The sequence below is a fragment of the Pseudobutyrivibrio sp. genome, from assembly GCF_015057185.1.
In the GTDB taxonomy this organism is placed as follows: domain Bacteria; phylum Bacillota; class Clostridia; order Lachnospirales; family Lachnospiraceae; genus Pseudobutyrivibrio.
In genome coordinates, this window is sequence record NZ_SVEV01000005.1 from 83,245 (window position 1) to 106,926 (window position 23,682).

22 protein-coding genes are annotated in these 23,682 nt (G+C 37.9%); 7 read left to right on the forward strand and 15 right to left on the reverse strand.

The window, feature by feature from the left end; genetic code table 11:
• Positions 1-122: 122 nt before the first annotated feature.
• Complete coding sequence (locus E7276_RS03550; protein ID WP_294213802.1) at positions 123-1,199, forward strand: AraC family transcriptional regulator; 1,077 nt, start codon at positions 123-125, stop codon at positions 1,197-1,199.
• On the opposite strand, the gene E7276_RS03555 is transcribed toward E7276_RS03550, so the two are convergent.
• From E7276_RS03555 to E7276_RS03565, 3 genes are all read right to left on the reverse strand, one after another.
• Positions 1,178-3,280 carry a hypothetical protein gene (locus E7276_RS03555; protein WP_294213804.1) on the reverse strand — a complete coding sequence of 701 codons (2,103 nt, stop codon included), beginning with the start codon at positions 3,278-3,280 and terminating at the stop codon, positions 1,178-1,180. The genes E7276_RS03550 and E7276_RS03555 overlap by 22 nt on opposite strands.
• A 132-nt stretch (positions 3,281-3,412) precedes the next feature.
• Positions 3,413-4,345 carry a cysteine synthase A gene (cysK, locus tag E7276_RS03560; RefSeq protein ID WP_294213807.1) on the reverse strand — a complete coding sequence of 311 codons (933 nt, stop codon included), beginning with the start codon at positions 4,343-4,345 and terminating at the stop codon, positions 3,413-3,415.
• 77 nt (positions 4,346-4,422) lie between these two features.
• The gene (locus tag E7276_RS03565) at positions 4,423-5,754 is read right to left on the reverse strand and encodes an O-acetylhomoserine aminocarboxypropyltransferase/cysteine synthase family protein (RefSeq protein WP_294213810.1); all 1,332 of its coding nucleotides are present in this window, start codon (positions 5,752-5,754) and stop codon (positions 4,423-4,425) included.
• A 217-nt stretch (positions 5,755-5,971) separates the two neighbouring features.
• Between E7276_RS03565 and E7276_RS03570 the strand changes: the two genes are divergently transcribed.
• A complete protein-coding gene (locus tag E7276_RS03570) occupies positions 5,972-6,373 on the forward strand; it encodes an RrF2 family transcriptional regulator (protein WP_294213814.1) in 402 nt (133 codons plus the stop codon).
• Between the two features lie 39 nt (positions 6,374-6,412).
• Here the strand turns inward: E7276_RS03570 and E7276_RS03575 are convergent, their stop codons facing one another.
• Together E7276_RS03575 and E7276_RS03580 are read right to left on the reverse strand one after the other, a co-directional pair.
• On the reverse strand, positions 6,413-8,464 hold the full coding sequence (locus E7276_RS03575) for a methyl-accepting chemotaxis protein (RefSeq protein ID WP_294213817.1): 2,052 nt from the start codon (positions 8,462-8,464) through the stop codon (positions 6,413-6,415).
• 107 nt (positions 8,465-8,571) lie between these two features.
• A complete protein-coding gene (locus tag E7276_RS03580) occupies positions 8,572-9,513 on the reverse strand; it encodes a LysR family transcriptional regulator (protein ID WP_294213820.1) in 942 nt (313 codons plus the stop codon).
• 270 nt (positions 9,514-9,783) lie between these two features.
• On the opposite strand from E7276_RS03580, the gene E7276_RS03585 reads away from it, so the two are divergent.
• The 4 genes from E7276_RS03585 to E7276_RS03600 are packed head-to-tail and all read left to right on the forward strand — an operon-like array spanning position 9,784 to position 13,640.
• Positions 9,784-10,833, forward strand: a complete 1,050-nt coding sequence (locus E7276_RS03585) for an iron-siderophore ABC transporter substrate-binding protein (protein ID WP_294213822.1) — start codon at positions 9,784-9,786, stop codon at positions 10,831-10,833.
• Positions 10,826-11,824, forward strand: coding sequence for a FecCD family ABC transporter permease (locus tag E7276_RS03590; RefSeq protein WP_294213824.1), 999 nt, complete (start codon positions 10,826-10,828; stop codon positions 11,822-11,824). Before E7276_RS03585 ends, E7276_RS03590 begins: the two co-directional genes overlap by 8 nt.
• On the forward strand, positions 11,821-12,840 hold the full coding sequence (locus tag E7276_RS03595; protein WP_294213826.1) for a FecCD family ABC transporter permease: 1,020 nt from the start codon (positions 11,821-11,823) through the stop codon (positions 12,838-12,840). The genes E7276_RS03590 and E7276_RS03595 overlap by 4 nt, the downstream gene beginning before the upstream one ends.
• Entirely contained in the window at positions 12,840-13,640 is an 801-nt protein-coding gene (locus tag E7276_RS03600; RefSeq protein WP_294213828.1) for an ABC transporter ATP-binding protein, read from the forward strand. Before E7276_RS03595 ends, E7276_RS03600 begins: the two co-directional genes overlap by 1 nt.
• Here E7276_RS03600 and E7276_RS03605 read toward each other — a convergent pair.
• On the reverse strand, positions 13,633-14,415 hold the full coding sequence (locus E7276_RS03605; protein WP_294213831.1) for a ZIP family metal transporter: 783 nt from the start codon (positions 14,413-14,415) through the stop codon (positions 13,633-13,635). The genes E7276_RS03600 and E7276_RS03605 overlap by 8 nt on opposite strands.
• Positions 14,416-14,557: 142 nt before the next feature.
• Between E7276_RS03605 and E7276_RS03610 the strand changes: the two genes are divergently transcribed.
• Positions 14,558-16,315 (forward strand): sensor domain-containing diguanylate cyclase, encoded by a 1,758-nt coding sequence (locus E7276_RS03610; RefSeq protein ID WP_294213833.1) that lies wholly within the window; start codon positions 14,558-14,560, stop codon positions 16,313-16,315.
• A gap of 21 nt (positions 16,316-16,336) precedes the next feature.
• On the opposite strand, the gene E7276_RS03615 is transcribed toward E7276_RS03610, so the two are convergent.
• From E7276_RS03615 to E7276_RS03655, 9 genes are all read right to left on the reverse strand, one after another.
• On the reverse strand, positions 16,337-16,729 hold the full coding sequence (locus E7276_RS03615) for a hypothetical protein (RefSeq protein ID WP_294213835.1): 393 nt from the start codon (positions 16,727-16,729) through the stop codon (positions 16,337-16,339).
• 36 nt (positions 16,730-16,765) lie between these two features.
• Positions 16,766-17,200, reverse strand: a complete 435-nt coding sequence (gene nifU, locus E7276_RS03620; RefSeq protein WP_294213838.1) for a Fe-S cluster assembly scaffold protein NifU — start codon at positions 17,198-17,200, stop codon at positions 16,766-16,768.
• Positions 17,201-17,223: 23 nt separating this feature from the next.
• On the reverse strand, positions 17,224-18,429 hold the full coding sequence (gene nifS / locus E7276_RS03625) for a cysteine desulfurase NifS (RefSeq protein WP_294213840.1): 1,206 nt from the start codon (positions 18,427-18,429) through the stop codon (positions 17,224-17,226).
• A gap of 163 nt (positions 18,430-18,592) precedes the next feature.
• Entirely contained in the window at positions 18,593-19,384 is a 792-nt protein-coding gene (locus E7276_RS03630) for an HAD family hydrolase (RefSeq protein ID WP_294213842.1), read from the reverse strand.
• A complete protein-coding gene (locus E7276_RS03635) occupies positions 19,381-20,178 on the reverse strand; it encodes a phosphatidylserine decarboxylase (RefSeq protein ID WP_294213844.1) in 798 nt (265 codons plus the stop codon). Before E7276_RS03635 ends, E7276_RS03630 begins: the two co-directional genes overlap by 4 nt.
• An 18-nt stretch (positions 20,179-20,196) precedes the next feature.
• On the reverse strand, positions 20,197-20,889 hold the full coding sequence (locus E7276_RS03640) for a CDP-alcohol phosphatidyltransferase family protein (protein ID WP_294213847.1): 693 nt from the start codon (positions 20,887-20,889) through the stop codon (positions 20,197-20,199).
• The gene (locus E7276_RS03645; protein ID WP_294213850.1) at positions 20,873-21,919 is read right to left on the reverse strand and encodes a lysylphosphatidylglycerol synthase transmembrane domain-containing protein; all 1,047 of its coding nucleotides are present in this window, start codon (positions 21,917-21,919) and stop codon (positions 20,873-20,875) included. Before E7276_RS03645 ends, E7276_RS03640 begins: the two co-directional genes overlap by 17 nt.
• Positions 21,920-21,981: 62 nt before the next feature.
• Positions 21,982-23,061 (reverse strand): tRNA 2-thiouridine(34) synthase MnmA, encoded by a 1,080-nt coding sequence (mnmA, locus tag E7276_RS03650; protein WP_294213852.1) that lies wholly within the window; start codon positions 23,059-23,061, stop codon positions 21,982-21,984.
• Between the two features lie 16 nt (positions 23,062-23,077).
• Positions 23,078-23,671 carry an HD domain-containing protein gene (locus E7276_RS03655; protein WP_294213854.1) on the reverse strand — a complete coding sequence of 198 codons (594 nt, stop codon included), beginning with the start codon at positions 23,669-23,671 and terminating at the stop codon, positions 23,078-23,080.
• Positions 23,672-23,682 lie beyond the last annotated feature (11 nt).

The window sequence follows — 23,682 nt, forward strand, 5'->3', positions numbered from 1 at the left end:
ATATAATACAGTCTGTGACAAACTTTTCCTTGTATCAATCAGACTATCATCATGTAAATTTTTGACATGATATGCTATAATTTTTTCAATTTAAATTTACAGATTTAGGAGTATTAATAGACATGAGATTAGAATCTATCGATAATTTGCCTTTGGATTCAGATGAGAAAATATGGAAAAAAGCCTATGAAACAGGGGAAACTATATATTGGGACAGGGCTATTACAGTTTCAGAATATCAAAACTATGTAGCTGAAGGACTAATAGCCATAGCACCATCTTCACATTATTTTTTTGACAAGTCTCAAAATAAGCTAGGTGTGACTATTGATAGTATAAAAAACGAAGCAAATGTCACCATAACCAGGCATCGCAGGTACAGTTATCCTGTTCTTCACAACCATGACTATGTTGAAATTGTCTATATTGCAAAGGGCTACTGCACAAACTGCTTTGAGGGCTATTCCTTTAAAATGAATGAGGGGGATGTATGCATTATGGCACCAAGCTCTATTCATGCCCTCTCCTGCACAAATGACGAATCGGTAATTCTAAATATAATGATGAACAAGGATTTTTTTGACCAGAACTTTTTAGGATTTCTTAGAGGTGGAAAGCTTCTTGTAGACTATCTAGAAAGCATTTTATACCAAAGAGACAGTAGTCCATACATTCTATTTCCTACTGGAAAGGATGAATGGCTTAAAGAATTGGCAAGGCATCTGCTTACAGAAACTATGCAACAGCCTCATGCTTACGAATATTCTACCAGTCTCCTAACTGGCGAGTTTCTCCTCCATTTAGCCAGAGAATACGAAATGCTTGCCATAGTGCCTAATAAAAAAACTCAGGTACAAAACAACCTTATAGTTTCTGTTTTATGCTATTTAAATGTTAATTACAACAAAGCAACCCTTGAAGAAACTGCAAAGTTTTTTGGATATTCTACTGCCTATTTAAGTCGACTAATTCATAAAACTACCGGCAAAACTTTTAACACTATTATTACTGAACTACAAATGGAGCATGCTATAGATTTGTTTAAAAAAGGAACAACCAATCTCACAGAGGTTGCCTTGGAGATTGGTTGTTTTGATTCTAGTCATTTTAGTAAGAAATTCAAATCTGTATATGGAATATCACCAACTAAATATATTGCCCAAAGTATTAATAAAGCTTATTCCTCATTGCCAGTCTGATTCTCTTCACCTTCATCATTTTCTTCATCAGCTGGTTCAGCTTCATCTTCAACAATATCTACTGCTTCAGGTTTTGCAGCTACAGCAGTCCCATCAGTAGATATTTTCTGATTTGAATCATTAGCATCATCTGTATTTTCATCATCATCTTCTTCTTCATCAGGTACCGCAGACTTACCGCCATCTGCATAAAGGTTTTGGGCATCTGATGGAACATATAGTGGATTTGGATCCTCTATGTCCTCTTTCTCCTGAATTACATATACAGGATTATCAATATCACTATAATCATTTATTGACGAAGAGGCTGTGCTATCTGCTGGTAATAATACAGATCCATTTACTACTGCTCCCTCTGTAGAATAATACTCATAGTATGAAAGTAATGATGCCGAGAAATCAGCTGAATCCTCTAATACTGCAATAAAATCTGCCTGATAGTCTGCTGTAGTATAATCCAATTCATATGGGTCTACTCCAAATAAATCATCCACAACTTGATCTAATGTTTTTGAATACCATACTCCATCAGAGCCATATATACCATGTAATTCAGAGAGAATAGCATTTAATCCTTCCTTGATTACCTCATTGTTAAATGAATATGTACCATCGTCATATCGAACCCATGCGTCTCCTGTTATACCATAGATTTCTCTATAGTCAGGATTTGTTGATGCTTTATAGCCTAAATACATACAAGCTAAATATCCCGATACGTATGAGCTCTCACTATTATCACTTACGTTATAATCTTCTCCATACGCCAATTGAAGTTTTTCATTTGTTGTATAGTTACTTACAAGTGAATCCTGGTCATAGTAATAACTATCTTCACCTAATACACAACCATAATCCTCTACAAAATCAGCGTACCAATACTGGTAAGGATTGTCTACTGTAGTTGCCATGCCCTCAATAAACCATCTTGGGTAATCAAGCTCCTCATAGTATTCATATTCACCTGTAGCCTCATTGTATATATATCCAGTCGAACCTGTAGTGGTATAATCTACCATAAATGCATGGAACATCTCATGAATCAAGGTATTCTCTAGTGTTGCCATACCTTTATCATTAAGCTCCCAGTCACCAGATTCTTCATTATAAACCATGTAATCTTTAATAGCGCCTGCATTTACACCTACAGTGTAATATATTTGTCCGTTGTCTTCTGGACGTGGAGATACATATGCAACTGCCTCGCTATAATCAGCATATTTGAATTTTCCTTCAGAAACAGCCCCATCTGGTATCAATGCATAGTCATAATAAACATAAAGGCCTATTCCACTACCTAGTTCCGCGCCTTCAGTGCCTTCTGGAACATCAGGATAATAAACAGCATTATAGAAGCATGAAAATTCATTTACTAATAATGTAACTGCCTTTGGTTGAACTACATATTTTACCAAAGAAACTAATGCTGCTAATCTTTCCCAGCCAAGTTCATCAACAGCATTTTGATCGCAGTACATTTCTACGAGATTCTTAGGATCCCAGGATGTGCTTCCATCGCTAGGCTCAATGTCATCACCCTGTGAATCTTCCTCCATTTTCCTAAGTGCATTTGCGAAAATAGATACTTCAGAGCCTTGCACATTTTTAGCCGGACCATTTGCTATGGTAATATATGATATTCTTTGTGATGAATCCATAATAGTAATAAGTGGCTCATCACCATATATTGCCTGAACAAACTGTGGGAATTTCAAAAATGATGAAGTATCCACAGTGGAATCAATAACATATCCTTCAGGAACATAAAATACAAATACCGGATAGCAAACAGTATTTGCCGAATAAACAGTGCATATATTACCGTTCTCATCTACCCAGATAACAGGTATTTTCCATGAGGCGCCATTATTTGCCACAACTGTTGCGCTCATATCCAAAAGAGCGCCATCCTTAGGCTCATCCAATTCAGTAACAGTCATACTTGTTAATACATTATTTTGAGCCCCAGCTGAATTTGTTTCAGAAGCACTCTCCTCAGCAAATGCAATATTTGTCATGGTATTGCTAACTAACAATGCCCCAACCAGCAACACACTTAGAATCTTCGATAATTTTCTCATATAAACCCTCCAAAAAATAACACATTTGGAACAATGAAAATCAAATTATGTAGACAGTCTCTAGTGACATTGATAATACCATGAAATTGTGAAAAAAATGGGGCAGCAACCGCTGTCCCATTAATTTTATAATTATTCTGTAAATAATGGTGTTGAGTAATATCTGTCACCTGAATCTGGTAATAAGGCAACAATTGTTTTGCCCTTATTTTCAGGCTTTTTAGCATACTCAATGGCTCCATGTAAAGCTGCTCCAGAAGAAATACCTACAGAAATTCCTTCCTTCTTTGCAAGAAGCTTTGCTGCAGCAAATGCATCCTCTGCAGCTGCTGTGTATATTTCATCATAAATCTTTGTATTTAAAACATCTGGTACGAAACCAGCACCGATTCCCTGAATCTTATGAGCACCTGCACGTCCCTCTGAAAGAACTGGTGAATCCTTTGGCTCCAATGCAACTACCTTAACATTTGGATTCTGGCTCTTTAAATATTCGCCAACACCAGTAATTGTTCCACCTGTGCCTACACCTGCGATAAAGATATCAACATTACCCTCTGTATCCTTCCAGATTTCTGGTCCTGTTGTCTTTCTGTGAGCAGCTGCGTTTGCGGGATTTACAAACTGTCCTGGAATAAATCCACCCTCGATTTCTGCAGCAAGCTCCTCTGCCTTGGCAATAGCACCCTTCATTCCCTTTGAGCCCTCAGTGAGAACAATTTCTGCACCATAAGCCTTAAGAATATTTCTACGCTCAACAGACATTGTCTCCGGCATAGTAAGGATTGCTCTATAGCCCTTTGCAGCTGCGATTGCAGCAAGGCCAATACCAGTATTTCCTGAAGTAGGTTCAATGATAACTGAACCTTCCTTTAGTAGCCCTCTCTCCTCAGCATCTTCAATCATAGCAAGAGCAACTCTATCCTTTACTGAACCCGCTGGATTAAAATACTCAAGCTTAACTAATACTTTGGCCTCAAGACCAAGCTCCTTTTCAATATTTGTTACTTCTACAAGTGGTGTGTTTCCAATGAGCTCTGAAGCGCTCTTGTAAATGTTAGCCATTACATTACCTCCGAATTAAAAACTAAATCTATTATATATCTTATATTTCATAACTACCATATTTAAAAACCTTGTTTTTAAACTGCTGCAGTATTTGCTTTTCCTTCAAAATTTGAAGCGTTAATACCCTCAACTGCTGCAAAGCCTTTTTCTAAATCTTCAATAATATCATCAATATGCTCTGTTCCAATTGAAAGTCTAATAGTTGATTGTGTAATTCCCTGATCTAGAAGCTCTTCTTCTGTCAACTGAGAATGGGTTGTTGTCGCTGGGTGAATAACTAGGCTCTTTACGTCTGCTACATTTGCAAGGATTGAGAAAATCTGAAGATTATCAATAAACTTGTATGCAGCTTCCTTTCCGCCTTTGATTTCAAATGTAAATATACTTCCACCATTCTTAGGGAAATATTTCTTATAAAGCTCATGGTCTGGATGCTCCTCTAGTGATGGGTGATTAACCTTTGCCACCTGAGGATGATTCTTTAGGAATTCTACCACTTTTGTTGTATTTTCTGCATGTCTATCAAGTCTAAGTGGAAGTGTCTCGATTCCCTGTAAAAGCAAGAATGCATTGAATGGTGAAATTGTAGCACCTGTATCACGTAAAAGTATTGCTCTTATATAAGTAACAAAAGCTGCTGGTGAAGTTGCATCTGCAAATGAAATTCCGTGATAGCTTGGGTTTGGGTCAGCAATTGCTGGGAACTTTCCACTTGCCTTCCAATCATAAGTGCCTGCCTCAATAATTACACCACCAAGTGTTGTTCCATGGCCTCCAAAGAACTTTGTAGCAGAATGTACTACGATGTCTGCGCCATGCTCAATAGGTCTTACCCAATAAGCTGCTCCAAAAGTATTATCAACTACAAGTGGAAGTCCATGCTTATGTGCAATCTCTGCAAGCTTATCAATGTCAGGAATATCTGAGTTTGGATTTCCAAGAGTTTCAATGTAGATTGCCTTTGTGTCATCTTTAATTGCATCCTCAACCTCTTTAAGGTTATGGGCATCTACGAATGTAGCTGTTACACCGTACTGTGGAAGTGTATGTGCTAATAAATTGTAGCTGCCACCGTAGATAGTTTTTTGTGCTACGATGTGTCCACCGCCGGCTGCCAAAGCTTGAATTGTATACGTGATAGCTGCTGCACCAGAGGCAACTGCAAGTGCTGCTGTACCGCCTTCGAGAGCTGCCACTCTAACTTCTAAAACTCCCTGTGTTGAGTTTGTAAGTCTTCCATAAATGTTTCCTGCATCTGCAAGACCAAATCTATCAGCTGCATGCTTAGAATCTCTAAATACATATGATGTTGTCTGGTAAATTGGTACTGCTCTAGCATCAGATGCTGGATCTGGATTTTCCTGTCCTACGTGAAGTGCTAATGTTTCGAATCTATAATTGCTCATAATGTCCTCCTCCTTCGTCCTTGCCTTGTTGTTTTTGTTGATGAGACTATATTAAATGTTATTACCTACTAGGTCAATAGGTTTTACAATAGGCAAAAATAATAGCCAGCTATCAATTCTCTTGATAACATAATTCCTTTTAAAAAGTTGAATTACCTATTTACCTACCTTATAATAGTGTAAATTAATTATGAATATATAACACAGGAGGTAAAAAATGTTCGGAACAAAAGGAAGATATGCTTTGCGTGTAATGATTGACTTAGCACAACAGAATCCAGAAGAATATATTCCTCTCAAGGACGTGGCAGAACGTCAGGACATCTCCAAAAAATATCTTGAAATTATTGTAAAAGAATTAGTACACGGTGGATTTGTAAAGGGAGTCAGCGGAAAAGGTGGCGGCTACCAGCTTACTAGATCCCCAGAGGAATATTCTATTGGAGAAATTATAGAGCTTATGGAAGGAAGCCTTTCACCTGTGGCCTGCCTAGCAAGCGAGCACATGGATTGTCCTCGTGAAAGTATATGTAAAACACTTCCTATGTGGACTGAATTCTATAAGCTTGAGCGAGACTTCTTCTATGGCAAAAAGCTTAGTGATTTAGTTAACTCATAAACAAACCCGCCAGCAAAGCACTGGCGGGTTATTTTTATCTTATTCTTCTACTGCATCATCCTTAAAGAATGAAACCTCTTCATTAAGTTTTACAGCAATATCCTTCAAATCATCAGCAGAATTTGCCAAGCTTGAAACTGTAGCCGAAAGCTCTTGGACTGATGCTCCAGTAGTTTCTGATGAAGCGGCATTCTCTTGTGAAATAGCTGAAAGTGATGACATTGCATCTGATACAACATCATTAGAGTTAACACATGTAGTAGCTCCACCTGCTATATCTCTTACACCCTCTACTGTTCCATCGATATCTGCAAGCATACCATTTACAGATTCTAATGTGCCACCAATTGCTTCCTGCTGCTCCAGATTTCCTTGCTTAACAAGATTAGCTGCTGCAACAGCTGCCTCAGACTGCCTCAAAAGAATATCCATCTCAGCTCTAATATCCTGAGCCATACTATCTGAATCATCTGCTAGCTTTCTAATTTCTTCAGCAACAACTGCAAATCCCTTACCTGCCTCACCAGCTCTAGCTGCCTCAATAGAAGCATTAAGTGAAAGCAAATTGGTTTGAGCTGCGATTCCAGAAATACCTTCTACTCTCTCATTAATATTTGCTACTGCATCCTTTGTAGCGGAAATAGTCTTTGTAATTTCCTCAATCTTGTCAGTCATCTCACTACTTGATGTCTGAAGGTTATTGAGGGACTGACTAGAATTTTCAGAAGCCTCTTTCATCTTGCCAGCCAAGGTTTCCATATTGTCTGTAGAATTCTGAACTCCTGAAACTGCATCAGTAATCTTTCCTACGTTCTCAGCTGCCTGCTGGATTTCCTCTGCCTGCTGAACAGCTCCTGTAGCAATTTCCTGAACTGCATTTGCAACTGTATCTGTTGTTGCAGCAATCTGATTAGCCATATCAGCCAAATCTTCAGATGATGTTGTAACAGTGGCTGCAGAAACCTTTATAGAATGAACAATATTACTTAATCTATCAATTACGGAATTAGTGCTCCGAACAATTTCTCCGAATTCGTCCTTGCGCTTTGAGTATCCTTTAATCTTTTTGAAGCCACCGTCTGCCAATTCAGTAATTGTTTCAGTAACAGCAATAATTGGTTTGGTAAAGCTTGTTGCGATAATAAGAGATATTACTATTGCGATAACAAGTAATATAGCACCAATGATAACTACTATAAGAGCAGACTTAATAGCCGATTCCATTATCTCGGAATTCTGCTTTGATACAACTACTACATATCCAGTGGTTGGTTCTCTTGTCCAGGACATGTAAGTAAGCTCACCATCAAAATCAGCTGTCATAAGGCCGTTCGTTTCGCTAGAACCTATAAATTCATAATCACTAAGGTCATATTCGTCCTCTGGTGCAATTTCAAACTGAGCATGAGCTGCCATCATACCAGCTCTATCTGTAATATACCCGTCACTTACATTCTCAGCTAAGAATTCATGTATATTATTTAAATCGAAGCTTCGTTGAATTGTACCAATTACCTGTGTGCCTGCTTCATTAAAAATAGGAACACAGATAATAGTTATTCTATTTCCATTGCTCTTACTAACAACAATATTAGAAATAGCTGGTTTGCCAGTAGATGTGGCTTCTTGGAAATAATCTCTATCTGAAATATTTGTAAGTTCTGATCTATCAGCTCTTAGTAGCTGATCACCTGATGCTTTAGATAAAATAACCGAAACATTATCATCGGCCATAAATTCATTAATTGCATCCATTTGAGCTAGCATAACATCATCAGGAATAGGATTTTCTTCTGTACCATAGTTTTCTATATAAGTAATGGTACTAGGTGCCACTGAAAATGTTTGTAACGCTAGAATGTTTTTTGTAACTATCTGTTGGAACTGAGTTTCCACCAATCTGCATTTAGCATCAAGATTATCTAATGCATCTTCCTTAGCTTTTGAAGTAGAACTCTCATAACTAATGAGAATTGCAACAAGTAAAGGCACAGCAACAAGTAAAGCCATAATAAAGATTAACTTTGTCTTAATACTATCCCTAAAACTAATTGACGATTGTAATTTTCCTTTACTTTTATCCTTTGTCATCTTTTGCCTCCTAACGGAACAAGAAAAACATAACACTCTAACATTGTGTATTATAGGACAAAAATATGAAAAAAAAGTTAACTACGCAGTCTGTCAAAAATTTTTTTTTACAAATTACAAACAACTGATTTGTCTATCTGTTCAAGGGCCTTATATATCTCATCCAAGTACTGCTTGCCCATTTTACTCATAACAGCATTTTTCTTTGTAATAAAGCCAATATCCATTATGCTGTTTGGATTTTCTTCATCACCACGGAAAGGAACAACTATATAGCCATCTCCATTATAATCTCCCCATACAATGCCAGAGCATAATGTATACCCATTAAGAGCCTTTACCAAATTAAGCATTGTGGAACGATCAGTTACTCTGAGCATCTTAGGATAAAAATTCTCGCTAAGAATTTCTTCTGCTAGGAATTCAGCATTATCCCCCTGTTCAAAAAACATACATGGATAATCCTGTAAATCCTCGATTCCTATGGACTCCATCTGAGCTAGAGGATGCTCATGCCACAAATATACAAAGGCTCTACATTGAATTAGAGAATGAAACTCCAAGGCATGCTCAGTGAATAATCGATTCAGTCCTTTGCGATTTAGCTCGTTTAAATAGAGAATACCTATCTCACTCTTTAGACTACTAACATCCTTGATAATATCCATTGTGGTAGTCTCACGAAGGGCGAAATCGAATTCATTCATATCGTACTGCTTTGCCATATCTACAAATGCACGAACTGCAAAAGTATAATGCTGTGTGGACACACCGAATTTTCTTTTGTAATTTCCCTCTCCGCTATACTTTTGCATAACGGTGTCGTATTGACGATAAAATCCCCTTATATCATCAAGAAACTCCTGTCCCTCAGGAGTCACGATTACGCCCTTATTGGTACGCATGAAAATAGTAAGCCCTACTTCATTTTCAAGCTCCTGAATGGCACTGGTCAAAGTCGGCTGAACTATATACAGCTTCTCTGCTGCCTTGTTCATAGAGCCACATTCCTGAATGGTAAGAGCATATAAAACCTGTTGAAGTGTCATAAAATCCTCCCTATAAAACAAGCATAAAGATTCCTTCTACTTGTTATTCCTACTAATTAACTAGGTAATATAATATTAACTTAAAAATTCTTTGTCAATATATCCTTCCAAAGAATTAACTAATCTAACCTTCTTTACCAACACTAATTATATGTGGAAAATTTCAAAAACGTTTGACTTACCTAACTCTAGTGTGATAAAGTTTAGCCCGGTTAGCGTTATCTAATCTTGCACAATTAAGTAACGCACAATTCAGGAGGATTTTTTTACATGAAGAAAAAAGCTATATCATTATTACTTGCAATGTCTGTTATCAGCTCAACTTTTGTAGCCTGTGGAGAAACAAATTCCGCTGATAATACAGAAACCAATAATACAACTACTGCATCTACAGATTCTGAGGATGCTTTTCCTATCACTATAGAACACGCCTTTGGCGAAACGGTAATTGAGTCAAAGCCTGAGCGTATTGTTACTTTATCCTGGGCAAATCAGGACCCTATCCTAGCACTCGGAGAGATTCCAGTAGGAGTTTCTGCCGCAAACTACGGTCTTGTTACAGACAACATACTTCACCCATGGACAGATGATGCATTTAAAGCACTTGGGGTAGATACACCTAATGTATTTAATGATGAAACTGGTTGGGATTACGAAGCCATTGCCGCTTGTGAGCCTGATATCATCATCGCTTCTTATTCAGGATTTACAGAAGAGGAATATAATCTTCTTTCAGAAATAGCTCCTGTTGTTCCATATATTGAAACTGCATGGAAAACAAACTGGAGAGACCAAACTATAGTAAATGGCACTGCCATTGGAAAGAAAGCCGAGGCTGAGGAGCTTGTGGCTCAAACAGATGAATTAATTGCAGAAAAGCTTACAGCATATCCAGAATTAGAGGGTAAAACTGCCGGATACTTTTGGATTACACAAGAGGATATGAGCACTTTCTATGCATATCTCCCAAATGATCCTAGAGCATCTTATTTAAATGATTTAGGCTTTGAAACACCTGAGAGTATTCTATCCTTAGCAGAAAGCTCTGATGATTTCTCAGTAACTATTTCTAGAGAAAATGCAGAACTTTTAAATGACGTGGACATTATGGTTGTATATGGTGACGAAGGACTATTGGAAGCACTTCAGGCTGACCCTCTTATGAGTCAGATTCCAGCAGTTAAAAATGGAGCTGTGGTACTTATCGACTCTACCTCTGCACTTGCTGCTGCAACTACACCTTCTATCCTTTCTATCCCATATGCGATTGATGACTATCTTGATGTATTAAGTGAGGCTGCTAAGAAAATTAATGAGTAATAAGAAGATTATTCTGTCATACGGACTTGGAATCATTATTTTAATATTAGCATTGTTTTTCTCAATAACCTACGGAGTAAAATCCGTAGGTTTCTCTGATGTAATTAAAGCATTTACTGATTCTAATTCCACAGATTACAACGTAAATATTGTACAGGCTAGAATTCCTAGATCTATATTTGGACTCATGGCTGGGGCTGCCCTTAGTATCTCAGGGGTACTCATGCAATCGATTACAAGAAATCCTATTGCTGACCCAAGTATTTTAGGAGTAAATACCGGTGCTTCACTTTTTATAGTTATAGGAATCACCTTTTTTAATATCCAGTCAAAGCTTTCCTACATCGGACTGTCTTTTGCCGGAGCTGTTATCACTGCACTTTTCGTGTATAAACTAGCATCTGCAGGTTATGGCGGTCCTACGCCTATTAAGTTGGCCATAGCAGGTGCAGCCACCAGCACTGCCCTGGCTTCTTTTGTAAGCCTTATAGTTATGCCAAACTCAAGTGTTATGACTACATATCGATTTTGGCAAATAGGCAGCATTGGCGGCACTTCCTTTGAAGATATAAAACTGATTCTACCTATTATCGTGATTGCGGTAATTGTCAGTCTAATGCTCTCTGACGATCTGAACACTCTTCTGCTATCTGAGGATACTGCAACCTCCCTTGGTCTTAATGTTAATCGTACCAAGGCAATTGCTGCACTCTGTGGTGTATTGCTTTGTGCCACCACAACTGCTCTTGCAGGACCTATCAGTTTTGTTGGGCTAATGGTTCCTCATATAGTAAGAATGATAATAGGAAATGACCACAAACACCTAATAAGCTGCAGTGGTCTATATGGAGCCTCTATACTTCTTATTTCCGACGTTTTAGGTCGTTTACTTGGACGTCCTGGCGAATTGGAAACAGGTATTATGACAGCCATTATAGGAGGTCCAATATTCATTATTATCATCAGAAAGGCCAAGGTACAAAGTCTATGATTAATAAAAGCCTATTTGATGGTGTAAAATCTCGCCGAAAAAAATACCTTTGTATGGTTATCATGCTTGCATGCATAGTTTGTGTATTAATGTGTCTAAATATGATGATTGGCGAGAAAAACTACACTCTTTATCAGGTTATCAATACCTTACTTGGAAATAGTAGTGAAGGCTCATTTTTAATAGCTAAATTGCGACTTCCTAGAACCGTTGCTGCTATTTTTTCAGGTATAGCATTTGGTGTAGCAGGACACATATTCCAGACTCTACTCAGGAATCCTTTAGCCAGTCCTGACATTATTGGGGTCTCATCCGGCTCAACTGCTGCAGCAGTTTATTGCATACTTTTTTTGAATATGAACCGCGGACTTGTTTCACTAATTGCTGTACTTGCAGGAATACTTACTTCAATACTTATATACAAGGTGGCTTACATTAATTCATTTTCTGCCAATCGTTTAATTCTTGTAGGTATTGGCACACAGGCTGTATTCACTGCCCTAATCAGCTGGATGATTATGACAGCCTCAGAATATGATGTGCCAACTGCAATGCGATGGATGAACGGTAATCTTAATGGAATAGTAACTGATTCACTTCCACTGCTTATTGCTGTAGTTATCGTCTCACTTGCAATTATTATCTATTTAAGACACGCTATGGCTTCTCTTGCACTTGGCGATGCTTACGGAACAATACTGGGCATCAATGTGAATCTTGTCAGAACCCTGCTAATAGTTCTTTCAGTTGCACTAATTGCATTTGCCACAGCTATCACAGGTCCCATTTCCTCAATAGCATTTTTATCAGGTCCAATAGCAAAACGTATATGCGGACATAATCAGTCAAATATACTCTCCTCTGGTTTAGTTGGAGCTATTCTTGTATTGGCGGGAGACTTTGTAGGACAAAACCTTCTATATACCAGATTTCCTGTAGGTGTCATCACTGGTCTATTGGGAGGTCCATATTTAATTTACGTTCTCATCAAGCAGAACAAAGGAGGACAACTATAGTGAGTTCTAACACATTAATAGCTAAAGATATTAAGGCTGGCTATGGAGATAAAAATATACTTGAATCTGTAAATATCCATATTCCAGAAAACAAAATAAGTGTAATCTTAGGGTCAAATGGTAGCGGCAAATCCACTATGCTAAAAACATTTTGTAGACTCATATGCCCTACCGCTGGAGTAATCACTTTAAATGACAAATCACTTTCCTGTATCAGGTCAAAGGATATTGCAAAAGCTATAGGACTACTTCCTCAAACTAGCATTGCTCCAGAGGGAATAAAGGTGGCTGAGCTGGTTTCACGAGGTCGCTATCCACACCGAAAATTTATGTCACCTCTTACAAAAGAGGACTATATCGCCATCGAGCAGGCCATGGATGCTATGAAAATAACAGAGCTTGCTGACGCTAGCATTGATGAGCTATCAGGCGGTCAAAGACAACGTGTTTTCATCGCTCTTGCCCTTGCACAAGAAACAGACATTCTCTTTTTAGATGAGCCTACCACTTATCTTGATATTGCCTATCAGATAGAAATCCTTGATTTATTAAAGGAATTAAATAAAAAAAGAGGAACCACCATAGTGATGGTCCTCCACGATATTAATCTTTCTACAAAGTACGCTGACTATCTTTTCGCCATGAAAAAAGGACGCCTCATAAAAGAAGGTACTCCAAATGAGATAATAACTGAGGAAACCATAAAAGAAATATATGGAATTAATAGTGTCATTGTTCCTGATCCTATATCAAATAATCCTCTGGTCGTCCCTATCAGCTCACACGACGTCACTAACTAAGTGCCACGTCAAGAGCCATCATCAGCGTAAAGCCTACTGCAAACAAAACAACTCCGATGTTAGAGTGTTCTCCTGAAGACATCTCAGGAATCAGCTCCTCTACCACAACGTACATCATGGCACCTGCTGCAAAGCTAAGTAAATATGGCATTGCTGGAACGAAAAAGCCTGCTGCAAAAATAGTAAGAAGTGCCCCTATTGGCTCTACAGCACCCGATAATACTCCATAACCAAATGCCTTTCCTTTGCTATTGCCCTCACTGCAAAGTGGCATAGAAATGATTGCTCCCTCTGGGAAATTCTGAATGGCAATACCAATGGCAAGCGCCAAAGCTCCTCCTGCAGTAATTGATGTATTATCCGAAATCAATCCTGCAAACACAACTCCTACTGCCATTCCTTCTGGAATATTATGAAGCGTTACTGCAAGTACCATCATGGTAGTTCTCTTTAATTTAGCATGAAGTCCCTCTGCCTTATCTGTATACATATGTAAATGAGGAATCAATGAATCAAGTAACAGCAAAAATAGTATTCCAATCCAAAATCCAACTGCACTTGGTAAAAAGCTTAATTTGCCAAGTCCTTCTGATTGCTCCATAGCAGGTATAATTAAACTCCATATAGATGCTGCCACCATTACACCGCTGGCAAAACCTGTAAGAGCCTTCTGTACATTTACACCAAACTCCTTTTTCATAAAGAAAACAGTTCCTGCACCAAGGGCTGTGCCTACAAATGGAACCAGAATTCCAATAATAATATTTATATTCATAATTCAATTGTCTCCATTCTAACTTTAGTTAGTTTTTGCTAACTGCATATTATCACGATTTTTACATATTATCAACGTTTTTCTGACACTTTATGCATGTTATAATAGATTTTGGACATGTATAGCTTATAGGAGTATATCTATGAAGCAAATAACATATCATTTCTATAATCAAAATGAACTTAAGCAGATTATTCCATCAATTTCCAATGATGAAGACTACAAGTCCGCTTCTGGTATCTTGATGCAGTTATATAATCCACGTATAGATATAGATGAGCCTTTGATGCTATCTACCATTACAAATGCATTTCCAACAGCATGTATTTCTGGCATCACCTCTGCCAACATTGCGTCTGAAGATTTTGATCTAAGCGACCATCCCGTAGAGCTTTCTGTGACCTTCTTTAAACACACTACTCTCGTTCAATATGATTTCAATATGGAAAGCACCTCATCCTTTGTTGCTGGACGTGTAATGAATGAGGCTTTGGAATCTCTAGAGAATTTGAAGTGTCTTCAGATTTTTTATACTTCAAATAGTACATCCATAAACGTATTTACCAAAGAATTTAGTCACCACAAGCTACCTATATTTGGCATCAAAGCAGGTCGCAATATCAGACTAAGAAATAATGCCCATGTATATGGTCGTCAGGTTTATCCAAACGGCTTTGTTGTAATAGCATTTGTTAGTACAAAGCTCAAGCTATATATGGACAATAATCTAGGTTGGCAGCCAATCGGTGTGGAAATGGTAATCACTAAAACCTCAGGTGGTTCTATTATCTCTGAAATAGATAAAAAGCCTGCTATTGATATTTATCAAAAATATCTAAAGGTTCAGCCTAATAAATACTTTTTTGAGAACGTAGCAGAGTTTCCATTAATAATGGAAAACGGCGGAGTGAAAATCGCCAGAGTGCCTGCTGCATATGATGAGAATGGTTCTATTATTCTCACATCTGATATTGAAACAGGTAGACATGTACGTCTCTCCTTCGCAACGCCAGAGCAGCTTATTACTTTGACTAAACAATCTGCTGATGATTTAACTGATTTTAAGCCTGAGGCTGTTTATCTTTTTGAATGCGGCAACAGACTTCGCTATCTAAAAAATGATTATACATACGAAATAAATCAATATAAAAAGGCGGGAGTTGACTTTTCTCTTGTAAGTGGTTATGCGGAAATATTCTTCACTCCTGAAGGTATTGGTGGTGATTTAAACAGTACATTGGTTGCAGTTGGATTAAAGGAGGCTGATGACGGTGAGGATGTGATTATAACAACTAGAGAGCTGTCATCAGATGATGCTTCTAGTACTGACTCTAATAAAGAGATTCCATTTGTAGAAAGAATCCTTGCCTTCCTTGAATCTACATCAAAGGAACTTGATACCATAAATAAAGAGCTTGGTAACATCGCTTATACAGATCAGCTCACCAAAATATATAATCGTTGGGAGCTTGGTAGAAAAATAGACGAATTCCTAGAATTGAATCGACATGGCAAACCTTATGGCTTGCTATTCTTTGATATTGACCATTTTAAACATATTAATGATACCTATGGTCATGACGTTGGAGATATCACTCTACGTGCAGTAGTAGATTTGATTAAAGAAAACCTAAAGGAAGGTCATGCATTTGGACGTTGGGGCGGTGAGGAATTTGTTTACCTAGTACCAGATGTAAATGAAATCTCACTTGTATCATTTGCTGAATCTATCCGAAAAACAGTAGAGGAAATCTGTTTCATCCCTGTGCAGCATCTTACAATCAGTATTGGTGCCACAATGGCAAGAGCTGATGATACCTTAGAATCATTTATTAAAAGGGCTGACGAAGCAGTTTATGAAGCAAAAGAAACAGGCCGCAACAAAGTCATAATTCATTGACCTGTTGCAAGCCTGTGTCTACTACTCCAATATTGAATTAACCAGTGTAAAGTAGGTATTTCCGCCCTTTGAATAGGTGGCGAAGGTACCAACTACCGTAATACTATCACCATCATCTGGATAATCTAACTCCTCGTCAGCTAGCACATACTCTATGCCCTCAGTACAGCAGCCTAAGGCATCATAAACAATGCATGAATGGCTACCCCCATGAGTCATATTACTGTCACCATGCATTCTTACCACCTGACCCCTGTAGCTTTCAGGATTTGCAAGCATATCTGCCACGTAAGAATAAACCATAGTGCCTGACATGGAAGTCAAATCAACATCCACATCACCCTCATATTTTTTGCCACATCCAGCCAGCTGCAATAACATTACAATCACTAATATAAAACTAAAAAATCTCAATCTCTTCATATAATGATTATAACATAGGATTTGAAATTAGTGCATATGGCAGCTTTCAACTTCTGGATCTGGGAAATCCTTTGGATCATATTCAATACCATTTTTATCATAATAATCCTTTACTGCAGACTTAATAGCCTCCTCAGCAAGAACTGAGCAATGAAGCTTATGTGCTGGAAGTCCATCGAGAGCCTCTGTAACTGCCTGGTTTGTAAGAGAAAGCGCCTCTTCAAGTGGCTTGCCCATAATAAGCTCTGTAGCCATTGAAGATGATGCAATTGCGCTACCGCATCCGAATGTCTCAAACTTTACATCTTCGATTACCTTTTCATCATTTATCTTAAGATAAATCTTCATGATATCTCCACAGACTGGGTTTCCTACTTCTCCCACACCATCTGCATCCTCAATTACTCCTACATTTCTAGGGTTTCTAAAATGGTCCATGACCTTTTCGCTATATAATGCCATTTTTATTTTCCTCCTTGATACAATTAAGCTACAGTATGCTCTGCAAATATATGTTGACGCTTGCCACTTACCAAATCTCCCCAGAATGGAGAAAAGCTTCTAAGGTACTCTATAACCTCAGCTACTGATTTAACAATATAGTCAACCTGCTCCTCTGTTGCATCCTCTCCTAGAGAGACACGAAGTGAGCCGTGTGCTACCTCATGTGGACGACCAATTGCAAGAAGCACATGGCTTGGGTCTAATGAGCCTGATGTACAAGCAGAACCAGAAGATACTGCAACTCCCTTATCATCCAAGAGAAGAAGTAATGATTCACCCTCTACTCCTTCGAAGCAGAAATTAACATTTGACTTAACTCTATTTTCTCTGTCACCGTTTAATTCTGAATAAGGAATCTTAGAAAGTCCCTCAATAAGTCTATCCTGAAGCTTAGCAAGCTTTGCATTGTTCTCATCCATATGAGTCACAGCCTCCTCAAGAGCGACTGTCATACCAACGATGCCAGCAAGGTTTTCTGTACCAGCTCTCTTTCCTCTTTCCTGAGCACCACCATTAATGATGTTTGTAAGAATAATGCCGCCTCTTGCATAAAGAACGCCTACACCCTTTGGACCGTGGAACTTATGAGCTGAAATAGAAAGCATATCTATATTCTGCTCCTTAACATTAATGTGAATGTGGCTTACTGCCTGAACAGCATCTGTATGGAAGATTACACCCTTCTCCTTACAAATAGCACCAATCTCAGCTATTGGCTGAACTGTGCCAATCTCATTATTTGCGTACATAATAGTTACAAGGGCAGTATCCTCTCGAATTGCATCAGCAACCTGGGAAGCTTCAATCACACCATTCTCATGAACATCAAGAAGTGTAATCTCAAAGCCTTCCTTTTCGAGCTCTCTAAGTGTGTGAAGGACAGCATGATGCTCAAACTTTGTAGACACAATATGCTTTTTTCCCTTTCTAGCACCAAGTCTTGCAGCAGAAATAATAGCCTGATTATCTGCCTCACTACCACCTGATGTAAAATAAATTTCTCTTGGTGATGCACCAAGAAGCTTGGCAATTCTTTCTCTTGATTCCTCAAGTACCTCCTTTGCCTTCTGTCCAACAGAATAAAGGCTTGATGGGTTTCCATAAACCTCTGTAAAATATGGAAGCATTGCTTCAACTACCTTTGGTGAAACCGCTGTAGTTGCTGCATTATCTGCGTAAACAAACATTTTTTATCTCCTTTTCACCTATCATTTTAGTATGTAATACTGGATACAAAAATAGCACCATTCACCTACTTCGTCAATGGGTAATTGAGATATTTTTCATTAATGAAATTTATTATCAATAAAAAAGACTCCATTCTTTCGAATGAAGTCTAAACGCTAATATCTATAGCTCTTTAAGAATCTGATAAACACCTTTTTCTTTCCAGGATGGACATACATGATTTGCATGCTTTTTGACTACATCTGGTGCAGTCTCAACTGCATAGCTTTCTGCCGCCCTTTCAAGCATACCAATGTCATTATTATTATCACCAAAAACCATAGTCTCTTCTTTTTTGATGCCAAAGAACTCCTGGATAAATTGCAATGCGTGGCCTTTGTCTACGGATTTGTCCATAAAATCTACCCAGTCCTCTCCAGCCATTGTAACCTTGAGCTTGTCACTCCACTTTGGAATGAAAACTTCCTCACCAATCTGTCTGATTGAAGGACGTCTAAAAATAGAAGCCTTGATAATATTGTCCCCATCCTTTAAAACATCATCTACAATTTTGTAATCACATCTATATTGCTCGCCAATAAATGAGATGAAATCCTCATTGTGTGATTCAATATATGTAAGACCTGGCGCCTCACAAATTACCTCACAGCCTTCTGACTTGTATTTGCGTAAATCACCAAGGAGCTCTGGCAAATAATCTGCATTCATGTTAGCCACATGTAAATCTTTGCCACGGCATTTTATATGAGCTCCGTTGTCTGCAATAAAAATCAAATCATCCTTGATTTCACGGAACATTTTTTCCATGCTGGTATACTGTCTACCACTTGCTATACAAACAATTACATCCTGTTCGCGAAGTCGTTTGATAGTCTCAATCAATTCCGGATAAACCTCTGGAGCAGAGTCTCTAACTAATGTGCCGTCTACATCTGTTGCTATTAATTTAATCATATAGTACCTCCTATTGACTGGCCCATAACTACTGGAGTTTCCTCCCCATTATTTGAAGCTGCAATGAGTTTTTCATCAATTCTAGCTACATTTTTGGGAATAAGAACTATAATTGTAGATCCGCCATACTCGAAATGTCCCTTTTCAGCACCTCTAAAAACACTTGCCTCACTTGGCTGTTCATTTACTATTCTGCCTACAAGCATAGCGCCGACTTCCATCTGAACACATTTGCCAAATCTCTCTGTTTCAATGACTGTATACTGACGGCTGTTTTGAACAAAAACTGGCCCTGCTTCAAGAGCGATAGGCCTAACGGTATGATACACGCCCGGAATTACCACATCCTGCTTTTTTACTCCTGTTTCAAAATATCCATATCTATGATAATGATTAACACACAAGCGATAAACTAAACAATAGCCACCTTCAAAACTCTCAGCTAATTCATCATCCTGTAATAAATCCTTGATGGTAAAAATGCTTTGCTTTACAGGAAAAACTTTTCCTTCCTCGATAGGGATAACCTTTAACAATCCATCACATGGTGTAACCAAGTGTGATTCCTCTGTATCTATAGGTCTAAGCTCTGGCTTTATTCGCCTACAAAAGAAATCGTTAAATGAACCTATATCATCTAAAATATAGTCATTTAAATCAATATTATTTTTCTTGGCAAAGGATTTAATAATAGACTTTGAAAATTTAGAGTCTAAAAGAAAACCTGAAAAATCAGAAACGGGTTTTGATATTAAGAGGCGAAGAAATATTCGCCCCATCTTTGTTTTATACAAAAAATTTAATGTACTCATTTAACCAAATAGAATCAAAAGAACGCCAACTAACTCACATAAACCAATAACAATCATAGCTGCAAACTGTTTTTTGTTTGGCTTTGGAACCTTGAAATTTGCTACAAATAAAAGTCCCATAATAAATAACAACCAAAAATAAAAAATAGTAAGATCAACCTTGGCAATGAACCAGTGTAACACTAATGTGAGAGGGAATACCAATGCTGCCGCTGTAACTGGCATACCAGTAAAGTATTCCTTACCTTTTATTTTAGCCTCTTCTGCTCTCTCATCCTCAGTAGAATTAAAATATGCTAATCTAACTAATGCTGATAAAACATAAAACGCAGCAATAGAAATAAGCAAAAGCAATAAAGCAAAATTGTCTGGCTTTTCAACTCCACGTCCAAGGTCAATAAGTCGACCACTGCATCTAAGCTGCGCCAAACCAATTGATGCTGGAAGCACACCGAAACAAATCAAATCTGATAATGAATCAATCTGTACTCCAAAACGTTTTTCAAAATCTGAACGGTTGCGCTTTGTACGTGCAACCTTGCCATCAAAACCATCAAGTAAACCAGAAATCATAAGGAACAATGTACCACAATATGGGTGTCCTATTCCCGTAGTTGCAATAATAATTCCAATAACTCCTGATATTGTTGATAAATACGTCAAAACGACCGTATAATCATAAACTCCTATCATATCTCTTCTTCCCTTTCATATAACCCACAAGTGTGATAAGTCCACTGAGAGTTACGCAAATATAAAAAGTAATACCGCGGCTAATCATATCTAACTCAAAGGCTGCACCCTTGGTCATGATACTAGAAAATCCATCAATCATAAGGTAATCCGCAATACCCATTGCCCCTGGTATTGGAACGAAATTATAGCCAATCGTAATGAGACACTGCTTAAAGAACAATGTCATGAAATGACTACCATTTCCAGTCAATCCAATATAAACCAACGAAGGCACAATTAATTGACAAGAACGCTGAACAACATTCCAGAAAAATGCCTTGAGCATAATTGATGATTTGCCAGCCATTAACTGCGAACAGTTATCATAATCATCTTGGATTTTGTTAAGCTTTTCTATTTTATGATCTAGCCTATGTACTAGCTTTTTCTTATGTAAATACCTAAGAAAGTTTCTTAGAACATCAAATACTTTGTCTCCGCTGCGAAGTACAATTAAAAAGAATATTATTAAAAGAGTCAATCCTATGAAGCCTGCGCCAATAAAGATTTTTGAAGTCAGCCTAAATTCAAAAAACATATGTGGCGAAACTATCACAGCTATCATGCCAAGGAAAATAATGGCAGCTGTGTACATCATTAAATTAAGAACCAGCGTAGCAGAAGCTACTCCCACAGGTATCCCATCTTTGAGCATAAAAAATGCACTGGCAGGTTGACCACCAGTAGCTGATGGAGTAATGGCAGAAAAATAAATATCTGACGTACTATACAAAAAGCCTCTGGATAAACTGGTTTTAAAGGATATTTCTTTTAATATGGAACAGATAGCAACTGCTTCAAAAAAAACAAATAATACTGCAGAAATCATAGATGCGATTACCCATTTTTTGTCTGCTCCATCCACTATCTGAAGCAATTTTGCCAGAGACATATCCTCGCTCTGCTTTAAAACTGCCCAAATTGTGAGTCCAGCAAGAAACAAAGAAAATATCATCCAGAATACTTTCTTTTTTTGTGAACTGTTCATTAAAAATCTAATTCCTCTTGTTTACCTTTTTAACACATAATTACCATAATTATATACAATCTCTAGTCGGGTAACAAGCCTGCTTTTATAATTCCTCCCCCAAGGACAACATCTCCGTCGTAAAATACAGCAGACTGCCCTGGAGTAATTGCTCTTTGAGGCTCGTCGAAGGTTATTTTTGCTTTTGTATCGCCAATTCTCTCCACTGTGCAAGGCTGCTCTGTCATTCTGTATCTGACCTTTGCTTTACACTGAAATTTATCAGCCTGAGCATCTGGATTTATCCAGTTAATATCCTCTACATAAACCTCTTTTGAAAACAGGTCTTCATTTTTACCTAAAACAACTCTATTGTTTTCCATATCAAGCTTAGTAACGTATAAAGGATATGCGGCCGAAATTCCAAGTCCCTTTCGCTGTCCAATTGTATAGCTTATGACGCCCTTATGCTGGCCTAAAACATTACCTTGTGCATCAACAAAATCTCCAGGAGCGTATTCCTTTCCAGTAAAGCGTTTAATGGCAGAAACATAATCCCCATCAGGAACAAAGCAGATATCCTGACTATCAGGCTTGTTAGCATTAATAAAATCATTGCTTTCTGCAATTTTTCTAACCTCATCCTTGCTAAGCTCTCCCAGTGGGAAATCAGTATGGGCAAGCTCCTCCTGAGTCATTGCATAAAGCACATAAGACTGATCCTTATTATCATCAAGTCCCTTTAAAAGCTGGTATCCATTATCGCATTTACGAATTCTTGCATAATGGCCAGTAACAACCTTGTCGCATCCAAGCTCCAAAGCCCTTCTATACAATTCGCTAAACTTCATATGCTTGTTGCACTGAATACATGGATTTGGAGTCATACCATTTTCATAGCAATCTATAAAATTTCCTATTACAGTTTCTCTAAATTTATCCTGAAAATTAAATGTATAATGTGGCATGCCAAGTCTTCTAGCAACCGACTTTGCATCCTCCACATCATCTAAGGAACAACATGTATTTGAGGCATCACAGGCAATGTCCTCATTTGCATAAAGCTTCATTGTACAGCCTATGCAATCGTATCCTTTTTCCTTCATTAATAGAGCCGAAACACTACTGTCCACGCCTCCACTCATAGCTATAAGAGCCTTCATATATAAACCTCTTTCTCTACTCTGGCTTGATATTGCCGTTTTCTATGTTTTCTTTGATTATTTTGTCTGTTACCTGGTCAAAAAGTTTTTCTGATCCGAGTTTTGTTTTGCTTTGGCGCCCATAAACCATAGATAAACAAACCTGATGCTGTCTCCAGTCAGCTCCACCATTGCTATTATTAAGCATAAGTGGCTGAAGATTATCCATTGCATGAGCAAATTTTGATTCAGCTGTCTCATAAGCTTCGAACTCATCAAAGAGTCCAATCAACTCTTCTTTTTGATCCTCAGGCAAAATAGAAAAAATTCGCTCCTTTGCTGCATCCTCTCTTGCCTTTTGAGTTTTTAGATTTTCAGCATCATATGCATAGGTATCCCCAGCGTCAATTTCAACTATATCATGAATCAAACACATAAGCATTACCTTTGCTATATCTATTTCTTCATTTGAATACTCTCTGAGTAAATAAGCCATAATACTCATGTGCCAGGCATGCTCAGCGTCGTTCTCATTCCTACCGTGCCCTGATAAATGTGTTTGTCGAAAAATATTTTTTTCCTTATCTATTTCAAGGGCAAAATCCATTTGCCTTTTTAATCTTTCATCCATCGATTTTCACC

Bases quoted from the DNA above. Each gene is read 5' to 3' on its own strand.
- E7276_RS03605 (WP_294213831.1), bottom strand. From the start codon at position 14,415: ATGAATATAAATATTATTATTGGAATTCTGGTTCCATTTGTAGGCACA.
- nifS (WP_294213840.1), bottom strand. From the start codon at position 18,429: ATGTTTGTTTACGCAGATAATGCAGCAACTACAGCGGTTTCACCAAAG.
- E7276_RS03655 (WP_294213854.1), bottom strand. From the start codon at position 23,671: ATGGATGAAAGATTAAAAAGGCAAATGGATTTTGCCCTTGAAATAGAT.
- E7276_RS03550 (WP_294213802.1), top strand. From the start codon at position 123: ATGAGATTAGAATCTATCGATAATTTGCCTTTGGATTCAGATGAGAAA.
- E7276_RS03570 (WP_294213814.1), top strand. From the start codon at position 5,972: ATGTTCGGAACAAAAGGAAGATATGCTTTGCGTGTAATGATTGACTTA.
- E7276_RS03590 (WP_294213824.1), top strand. From the start codon at position 10,826: ATGAGTAATAAGAAGATTATTCTGTCATACGGACTTGGAATCATTATT.
- E7276_RS03555 (WP_294213804.1), bottom strand. From the start codon at position 3,280: ATGAGAAAATTATCGAAGATTCTAAGTGTGTTGCTGGTTGGGGCATTG.
- E7276_RS03580 (WP_294213820.1), bottom strand. From the start codon at position 9,513: ATGACACTTCAACAGGTTTTATATGCTCTTACCATTCAGGAATGTGGC.
- E7276_RS03585 (WP_294213822.1), top strand. From the start codon at position 9,784: ATGAAGAAAAAAGCTATATCATTATTACTTGCAATGTCTGTTATCAGC.
- E7276_RS03595 (WP_294213826.1), top strand. From the start codon at position 11,821: ATGATTAATAAAAGCCTATTTGATGGTGTAAAATCTCGCCGAAAAAAA.
- E7276_RS03630 (WP_294213842.1), bottom strand. From the start codon at position 19,384: ATGATTAAATTAATAGCAACAGATGTAGACGGCACATTAGTTAGAGAC.
- E7276_RS03565 (WP_294213810.1), bottom strand. From the start codon at position 5,754: ATGAGCAATTATAGATTCGAAACATTAGCACTTCACGTAGGACAGGAA.
- E7276_RS03575 (WP_294213817.1), bottom strand. From the start codon at position 8,464: ATGACAAAGGATAAAAGTAAAGGAAAATTACAATCGTCAATTAGTTTT.
- E7276_RS03610 (WP_294213833.1), top strand. From the start codon at position 14,558: ATGAAGCAAATAACATATCATTTCTATAATCAAAATGAACTTAAGCAG.
- cysK (WP_294213807.1), bottom strand. From the start codon at position 4,345: ATGGCTAACATTTACAAGAGCGCTTCAGAGCTCATTGGAAACACACCA.
- E7276_RS03645 (WP_294213850.1), bottom strand. From the start codon at position 21,919: ATGAACAGTTCACAAAAAAAGAAAGTATTCTGGATGATATTTTCTTTG.
- E7276_RS03640 (WP_294213847.1), bottom strand. From the start codon at position 20,889: ATGATAGGAGTTTATGATTATACGGTCGTTTTGACGTATTTATCAACA.
- nifU (WP_294213838.1), bottom strand. From the start codon at position 17,200: ATGGCATTATATAGCGAAAAGGTCATGGACCATTTTAGAAACCCTAGA.
- mnmA (WP_294213852.1), bottom strand. From the start codon at position 23,061: ATGAAGGCTCTTATAGCTATGAGTGGAGGCGTGGACAGTAGTGTTTCG.